This window comes from Staphylococcus canis (genome assembly GCF_016238445.1).
Lineage (GTDB): Bacteria > Bacillota > Bacilli > Staphylococcales > Staphylococcaceae > Staphylococcus > Staphylococcus canis.
On sequence record NZ_JABANU010000080.1, the window covers coordinates 1 to 316 of the forward strand.

Sequence of the window (316 nt, forward strand, 5' to 3'; positions counted from 1 at the left end):
ACTTTTCTTCTTACGTTATTATAGTAATTGATATATTTGTGGATTTCTAATTCCAACTCTTCATAAGAATTAAATTCTTCTCCATAAAACATCTCTTGCTTTAATAGGCCAAAGAAATTCTCCATTGGAGAATTATCATAACAGTTTCCTTTACGCGACATACTTTGAAATATATGATTGTCTTTGAGTGCTTTTACCCAAGCTTTATGCTGGTAGTGCCAACCTTGATCAGAATGTACTGTAGTTCGATAATTTAATTCAGGTATATTTTTAATAGCCTGATTTAAAGATGACAAAGCACATTCTAAATTTGGGT

At 30.7% G+C, this 316-nt stretch carries 1 protein-coding gene; it reads right to left on the bottom strand.

The features are described from left to right. On the bottom strand, positions 1 to 316 hold a 316-nt coding region (locus HHH54_RS10995), incomplete at both ends, for an IS3 family transposase (protein WP_198618822.1).